5 protein-coding genes and 1 pseudogene are annotated in these 6,137 nt (G+C 54.6%); 4 read left to right on the top strand and 2 right to left on the bottom strand.

The annotated features are described in order from the left end of the window. Positions 1-161: 161 nt before the first annotated feature. On the bottom strand, positions 162-1,568 hold the full coding sequence (locus F1593_RS23030; RefSeq protein WP_149403914.1) for a hypothetical protein: 1,407 nt from the start codon (positions 1,566-1,568) through the stop codon (positions 162-164). Between the two features lie 37 nt (positions 1,569-1,605). On the opposite strand from F1593_RS23030, the gene F1593_RS23025 reads away from it, so the two are divergent. Continuing rightward, the gene (locus F1593_RS23025; RefSeq protein WP_149403913.1) at positions 1,606-1,869 is read left to right on the top strand and encodes a hypothetical protein; all 264 of its coding nucleotides are present in this window, start codon (positions 1,606-1,608) and stop codon (positions 1,867-1,869) included. A gap of 46 nt (positions 1,870-1,915) precedes the next feature. Here the strand turns inward: F1593_RS23025 and F1593_RS23020 are convergent. After that, positions 1,916-2,158, bottom strand: a pseudogene (locus F1593_RS23020) (IS6 family transposase); the annotation flags it as partial. 161 nt (positions 2,159-2,319) lie between these two features. Here F1593_RS23020 and F1593_RS23015 point away from each other — a divergent pair. The 3 genes from F1593_RS23015 to F1593_RS23005 all read left to right on the top strand — a co-directional run bounded on the left by F1593_RS23015 (position 2,320) and on the right by F1593_RS23005 (position 6,116). Further along, positions 2,320-3,537: a cytochrome P450 gene (locus F1593_RS23015; RefSeq protein WP_149403912.1), complete on the top strand. Its 1,218-nt coding sequence runs from the start codon at positions 2,320-2,322 to the stop codon at positions 3,535-3,537. Positions 3,538-4,183: 646 nt separating this feature from the next. Then, complete coding sequence (locus F1593_RS23010) at positions 4,184-4,561, top strand: hypothetical protein (protein WP_149403911.1); 378 nt, start codon at positions 4,184-4,186, stop codon at positions 4,559-4,561. A gap of 334 nt (positions 4,562-4,895) precedes the next feature. Next, positions 4,896-6,116 carry a WD40/YVTN/BNR-like repeat-containing protein gene (locus tag F1593_RS23005; protein WP_149403910.1) on the top strand — a complete coding sequence of 407 codons (1,221 nt, stop codon included), beginning with the start codon at positions 4,896-4,898 and terminating at the stop codon, positions 6,114-6,116. The last annotated feature ends 21 nt before the right edge of the window (positions 6,117-6,137 follow it).

Genomic DNA, 6,137 nt, shown 5'->3' with positions numbered 1-6,137 from the left:
CAAAGACCGCGATTGTGCCCGTCTCCTGATCGAGCATTGGATGAGTATGACCCCTCTCTCATGCATGCAAACCTCAGGTATCGCCTCTCTTTTCCCTTCAGGTATTTCATCGATTTACCGTCGCACCGATCCCCCACAGCGCCATGCGTTTTGCCTATCGCTCACCTCCGATCATTCTCACGCGACGCTGCTGCATCTGCTGCATCCCTCCTTTCTGCTGCCTTCCTCCTTCTCGTCACATGGCCTTTCCTGATAGCCTCGCTGCGTACCTCGGGGCCCTTGGTCGTATTGCCGTTCTCGGTAGCCTTGCTGCGTCCCTTGGGGCCCTTGGTCTCATTGGCTTTCCTGACAGCCTCTTTGCTTCCCTCGGGGCCCCTGGTCTTATGGCCTTTCCTGATAGCCTCGCTGCGTCCATCGGAGCCCCTGGTCGCATTGCCTTTCTCGGTAGCCTTGCTGCGTCCCTCGGGGCCCCTGGTCTCATTGACAGTCTTCATAGCCTCATTGGCTTTCCTGGCACCCGCTTTGCGTCCCTCGGGGCCCTTGGTCGCATTGGCTTTCCTGGCAGCCTCTTTGCGGTCTGATGAAGGCTGATAGTCAGGTCGCCCATTAGCGTTGACCCAACCATTGGCATGTTCTCTTTCTCCTGTGATAAGGGCGCTCACCATTTTATTAGTTAATTGCTCATCCTTATGCTCATTCTTAGGTCGCTCACTAGAGGGTCGCTCACTAGAGGAGTGGTTCGTGTACTTGCCCGGGCCTAGAGCAAACTCTTTATAGCTGAGGTAATTATTCAGGTTATAGATTGTCAATCCCGGACTTCGCAACAGTCGGGAGGAAGGGTCCTCAGGAGCCGTCCCCACCTCGGCGGGCTGCGCGCCGTGGGACTCGACGGCAGAGTCGTCAGGGGGCTGCGTATAGAAGCCGCGCACAAAGTCGGCAAGGGGCTGCATATAAGAGTTGTCAATGTCTAAGCCATCCCCACCACCCCATGGAGGAGCCGTCCCCACCTCGGCCTGCTGGGGAGAGGGCTGCTCGTCGTGGGACTCGTCGGGAAAGTAGGCATCGGCAGGGGATTGCGTATAGAAGCCGCGCACAAAGTCGTCAGGGGGCTGCATAGAGAAGCCGCGCCCAGAGTTGTCAATGTCTAAGCCATCCCCACCACCCCATGGAGGAGCCGTTCCCACCTCGGCCTGCTGGGGAGCGAGCGGCGCGTCGTGGGACTCGTCGTGGGACGCGTCGGGAAAGTAGGCATAGGCAGGGGATTGCGTATAGAAGCCGCGCTGAAAGTCGGCTGCGTCATCGTTGGAGCCGCTCTGCTCCAAGAACCAAGAAGCGCTGCCACCATCCTCTTGACCCCAGTGCTCCTGCGAAGCAGCAGCGACCCCTGAGGCATCGACCCCTGATCCACCCATCCCGTCGGGATAGGTCCGGTAGTGCTCCGAGTTGGCAGCGGCAGGAAAAGACCCATACCAATTATAGTGCTCTTGATCCAACACCATATTCACCCGTTCCTGCGGATCGTTGGTGACTTCAGTCGGAGGGGTATGCAAACGTGGGATATCCATCATGCTCCATCCTTTTTTCCTGAAGGATAAACCAGCAACCATGGCAAAACAAGAGGGAAACAACCCCAATCTGCTGCAGCGGGCATCCACGCGCACACTTTCTTGCCGCACCCCGGCGTTGCGACGTTCCCCTGGCCGGTATGATTGCGCTGCTCATGCCACGATCTGCCACGATCTGCCACGATCTGTCCCCACAGCAACGAGACAGGCAGGGGGAACGCATCCAGAGCCGAAGCGACACCCTGATGGTGACCACGGTATTGTCAACGTATTTGTAGGAACAGAGATTATTGCTGAGTTATAAAGAGGAGAGAGACTGAAGACAGTGAAATACCGAGGAGGGTTGGTTGTTATGCGATGCGTTTTTCTGCGGTGATCTCCTTCCACTCCAGGAATCGGCCCTGTAAAAGGGGACGGTATTCCCTGGCGCTCAAACGGTGCCTGCGCGGCTGGAAATGCCCAGCGATAGGTTCGAAGGCTGAGCGAAAGCGTTGGGCCTACTTGGCTGATGTGAACCTCCGCATTTTCTTCTCTCGTAGCCGCGTGGGTTGGTGGGAATTTTCCGCCCGGTTGTTCAACCTCATGCGCCTTCGAGGAATAACGAGAAGAGATGGACAAAATTGAAGCGGTTTTGCCCGTAAAGAGAAAGGGATGGCAATGTGGGTTGGTTTTGGCGTATGATCAAACAAGCAAGCGATCGATAAAGTGAGCAAGAGCGAATTGATGTTGATAGATGTCATCTCGGAGGATCAGTATGGCTCAAGAGAATACAAAACTGTTTCAACAAATTCTGGACCATTCGCATATCACCCATCCCTATCCCATCTATGCGCAATTGCGCGAGACGCCGGTATGTCAGCAGGAGGATGGCACGTATGTCGTGAGTACCTATGCGGATGTCATGGCTCTATTGCGTGATCCCCGTGTCAGTTCAGATGAGCGTAAGAGCGCGGATCTATCAAAGGTATCACCGGCCACGACCGATCCCGAGTTTCATCCAACCTTTATCTTTCAGGACCCACCAGCCCACGATCTGTTACGCCGCCTGGTGGTCAATCAATTCACACCTGAACGGATTGAAGGACTGCGCCCGCATATCGAGGAGGTTGTCCAGCAACAGCTAGAGGCCCATCGGCAGACCACTCGGATGGATATCGTGGATGATCTGGCTTATCCATTGCCTGTCTCAGTCATCTGCCGCCTGCTTGGCGTACCTATAAAGGATGAGGATCTTTTCCATGGCTGGTCAACTATCCTCGCCAGCACGCTCGATCCAGGCCAGACGGGAACGGAGGAGCAGAAGCAAAAGATCATCGAGAGTAGCAAACAACTGCGCGAATATCTGCGTGGCCTGGTCAACAACCTGCGCGCGCATCCTGAGGACAACCTGTTATCGGACATCATCAAAGCCAATGAGACCGAGAAGATCATGACCGAAGACGATATTGTCGCCACCGCGGGCCTACTCCTCATCGCGGGACACGAAACCACCGTCAACCTGATCACCAACGGCATGTTGACCCTGCTACGCCAGCCTGAGATCCAGGAACGGCTGCGACAAGAGCCAGATTTGATCATCAGCTTTGTTGAAGAAATGCTCCGCTACGATCCGCCCGTACAATTCCGCACCCGCACCACGCTGGCCGCTATCGACATCGATGGCATTACCATTCCCAAAGGAGCCTCGCTGGTCCTGATCTTCGCCTCTGGCAGTCATGATCCAGCGCGCTTCGAGCGACCCGAAGAATGCATCCCTGAGCGAACCGACAACCAGCATCTCGGCTTTGGAGGAGGCATTCACTACTGCGTCGGAGCGCCGCTTGCCCGTATTGAAGCCCAGATTGCCCTGCGCGAGCTCAACCGCCGCCTCATCGAACCAAAACTCGACCAGGAACCGCCGCCCTATCGCGCCAACGCCTCGCTACGCGGCCCGCGCCACCTCACTATCACCTACAAAGGACTCCGCCCATGAAACAGATCTATGATCATGTAGCCACTACAGCAAAATACAAGAAAATGTAGGTGCAGCCCGAACGCATGTAAGGTCCGCTTTCCCATTGCACCTGTCAATACCACTCAGATACCGAAAATGACGATGAAGCGATGTAGGTGCGTGCCGAGGTCGCAACCGAGGTGCGCTTTCCTCCTCTCGTACGATCCTCCCGCCCGTAGGTAAATTGGGGCGAGATTTGTGTACGTGAATGGGAAAGCGCACCTCGGCTGCGGCCTCGGCACGCACCTACACTTCTCCATCATGATTCTCGGTATTGCCTGTGTTGTGGGGGTTGTGTAGGGATTGTGATCTGGTGGCGATTGGCCTGAGGGCTTGTGTGGTAGGATTGTACAATACTCCTGAAAGGGTCCGGTTTGCGGGACTTAGGAGCCCAGAAGTTGTATAATGTAGCTAATGTAGCAGCGGAAACGTTACCTAAAGAGAAGACCGTCCCTTATAAATATTGATCCGTGCTATCTCTCTCTACTCTTTCTTATTTCTGAAGTGATGGCTTTCTGTTTTTTTCTTGTGGTGTCTTCGAGAGAGATAGAGAAATACTATTTCATCATCAACAAACATTCATACATTCATTCAGACGACGGCACGTCTATGGAGGAAAAGATTTATGCAGTGTCCTAATTGTCATGCTAAATATACCGCCGATGATTTAAATTGTCCTGTCTGTGGCGCTGATTTGACGAAGCGAGCTAATAGCATTATTCCTTTACCGACAAATCTGCCGGCTGTATTGTATAATTCGCCGGTGCCACGTAGCGTGGCGGCAAGTGTGGGTGCCCTGGCCGTTGGCGTGGGAATTGAATTGTTGCGCCGCAATTTGTTGGGTCGGCTCCAGCAGCCCCGTGGTGCCCTGGGCCGTCCACTGCCGACGCTGCACGATGTTAAGGATCTTATCCCGCAGAATCGCGCTCCTAAACTGCCAAAAGGCTATGAGATTGAGGAGACGGTGATGAGTGTACGGCGCGTGATCCGGCGCGTCAATTAGTCCTGGCATGATGCAGAAATCATTGTTCGATTCCTAAACTTCAGGCGGAAAAGAGGGCTGCACGCGGTTTCAGATTGGAGTTCTTCTACTCTACGCTACTCCACTCTAATTGCCTGCCCTGATGAGTGCACAGGTGGTCAACTAGGATGAGCTGTTTTGAGATGGATATGATGTGTGACGAATGGGATGGAAGTGAGCTGTTCTATCAATACAATGGCTTCCAGTTGGCCGCATGGCCGCGCCATGGATAGCATAATGGTCCAGAATTGTGCTATGATCGCTGGGAACTCATTAAAATAGACCTGCTTTGCTGAGCAAAAAGGACACTGACTGCATGTGCATGTTTCATCTGGTAACCAAATTTCATTTTTCGCGCTCGCGCGCGCGCGCGCACGCCCTCTCTTTCAGTCTGGCCTGCCTCTTCCTGATGCTTCTCCTGTCCGCCTGTGGCACGAATACGGGTATTCTCCATGGCAATGGCGGCTGGCAGGCAAGCGGCTTGAATGCTTATCACTTCCGCGCCCTGGCTGTAAATGGAAATACGCCCCAAAAGGTCTATGCGGGCAGTGATCAAGGGGCAATTTTCACCAGTAGCGATAGCGGCGATCACTGGACACGCACCAGATCCGATATCGGACATCTGGCAGCCATTAACGCCCTGGGATTAGACACCTCCGGCAAGAATCTCTATGCCGCAGCCGATAGCGGCCTATGGTCCTCATCCGATGGTGGACAACACTGGCAGGAACTCGGGACAGGTAGCCTGCCCACGGATACATATCTCGCGCTGGCCTTTGATCTCAATGCCTCCAATCATCTCTACGTCGGCACCGCGCAACATGGCATCTATATGAGCAAAGATGCCGGACAATCCTGGAGCGCACTCACAAGCAACTGGCCCGCCGGTACCCAGGTCAACGGCCTCACCTATGCCGTAGATCAGAAACAACTCTGGGCCGCGACCTCTACGGGTGTCTATCGCACCCAGGACGACGGCAAAACCTGGAACACCTTCAATCTCGGTCTCCCGACCAATATCCCGGTCAACGTCGTTGTGCCAGCCTCCATCACCGGTGGCCAGAGTGGGCTCGTCTATGTTGGAACCCAACGCGGCTTCTATCTCTCACACGACAATGGCGCCCACTGGGTACAGGGCAAAGACACCCTCGCCGTCACGCCCATCACCTCCATCGTGCCAGATTTCCGCTCCAGCGATTCCCATACGCTCTATATTGGAACCGGAGCCGGAACGCTCCAGAGCGATGATGAGGGCCAGACCTGGCGTGCCGTCGCGAATGGCCTGCCGAGTGGGCATACTGTCTACGCACTGGCAATTGGCGGCACCAACAACTCCCAATTATTTGCCGCACTCAACGACATCTATCTCAATCCCGGCAATAATCAGAGCGGAAGTACAAATATCTTACCAATCATCTTATTCATCGCCTTCTTCGTCCTACTCTACTACTTCGCACAGGGCAAACGACGGCGACGCCTGATCAACACCATCATCAAAAGAGAGGATAGCCAATCCCCACCGCCTCCAACAGAATAATCCCCAAACCCATAGAGCCGC

It is taken from the genome of Dictyobacter arantiisoli, from assembly GCF_008326305.1.
In the GTDB taxonomy this organism is placed as follows: domain Bacteria; phylum Chloroflexota; class Ktedonobacteria; order Ktedonobacterales; family Ktedonobacteraceae; genus Dictyobacter; species Dictyobacter arantiisoli.
The sequence above is the reverse complement of the archived record's forward strand: the minus strand, read 5'-3'. Positions and strand labels throughout refer to the sequence as shown.